Genomic DNA, 1,138 nt, shown 5'->3' with positions numbered 1-1,138 from the left:
GGGAAGTCGACTTGATTGCCGGCGCCGCTGGAATCCTGCGAACCGGTGTCGCCGGCGGCGACGAACACGGGCACGCCATGCAACTTCAACGTTCCGGCCGGCGCGACCGCTTCGTGGTATGGCGTCTGGAACGGCTCGACGTTCCTGTACGGCAAGCCGCTGACCCCGGGCGTCACGCTGACCGGTGCGGCCCAAGGCGTCGTTCAGGTCACCCCGCAGTACAGCGAGACCATGCCATGACCGACGCGGCGCCCAAACCCGAAGCGCCGGCCGCGCCGGCGCGGCCCGAAGTGCGCCAGTGCACCGACCCGACCGACGCCGATTTTGGGTCGGTCGCTGTTCGAAGCGACTCGCCGTTCGGCGCGTGGTTCGTCGGCCGGCCCAGCGGCGCCGGCGCCGGCGGGCACTGGGAAACCACCGACGAGCTCGTCGAAAACTGGCCCGTGCTCAAAGCGCCGGCGGCCAAGACGACCAAGACCAAACCGACCAGCTAGACCCCGCAACAAGTTTCGACCGCCGAGCAGCGACGCCGGCGGTTTTTTCATGCCCACCACACGAAAGGCCCATCAGTGACCGCAGCGTTCCGCACCGACATTCGCCGGCCCCGTTCATCGAATCCCGCGTCGCACGCTGTGCGCAGCGTCGGGGCGGCCTATCACTTCCCGCTGGATAAGGCGACCGGCCGCGGATTCGTCGCCGGCATCATCGAGCTCGGCGGCGGCTTCAACGCCAGACAGGTCGGCAAGTACTTCACCGCGAACGATCTGCCGACACCGACGTTCGTATCGGTGCCCGTCGACGGCGGCCGCAACAAGCAAGACGGGCCCGACGGTGCCGACGGCGAAGTGCAGCTCGACATGATCGTTTTCGGCGCCATCGCGCCGGCGGCGACACAGCGGGTCTATTCCGCGCCGAACACCGACGACGGGTTCATCAAGGCCACCGAGCAGGCGATCGACGAGTGCGACGGCGTGACGATTTCGTGGGGCGGCGCCGAAAGTTCCTGGGACGCCTCTGTGATGGACAAGTTCGCGGCCGTCATCAAGGCCGGCCGCGCGAAAGGCGTGCCCGTGTTCGTCGCCGCCGGCGACACCGGTTCGCAGGATTCCAGCGGCGCCGGCAATCAAGTCGACTTCCC

The 1,138-nt window shown here is 68.1% G+C and carries 1 protein-coding gene and 1 pseudogene; both read left to right on the top strand.

Annotation, left to right across the window (positions count from 1 at the left end; genetic code table 11):
• Positions 1 to 236: 236 nt before the first annotated feature.
• Positions 237 to 494, top strand: a complete 258-nt coding sequence (locus tag A5625_RS12940) for a hypothetical protein (RefSeq protein WP_066993960.1) — start codon at positions 237 to 239, stop codon at positions 492 to 494.
• 75 nt (positions 495 to 569) lie between these two features.
• Positions 570 to 1,138, top strand: a pseudogene (locus tag A5625_RS12935) (peptidase S53); the annotation flags it as partial.

Source organism: Mycobacterium sp. 1465703.0, from assembly GCF_001672975.1.
Lineage (GTDB): Bacteria > Actinomycetota > Actinomycetes > Mycobacteriales > Mycobacteriaceae > Mycobacterium.
This window is presented reverse-complemented; position numbering and strand designations above follow the sequence as displayed.

Coding starts and splice junctions, on each gene's coding strand:
- A5625_RS12940 (WP_066993960.1), top strand. CDS start 237: ATGACCGACGCGGCGCCCAAACCCGAAGCGCCGGCCGCGCCGGCGCGG.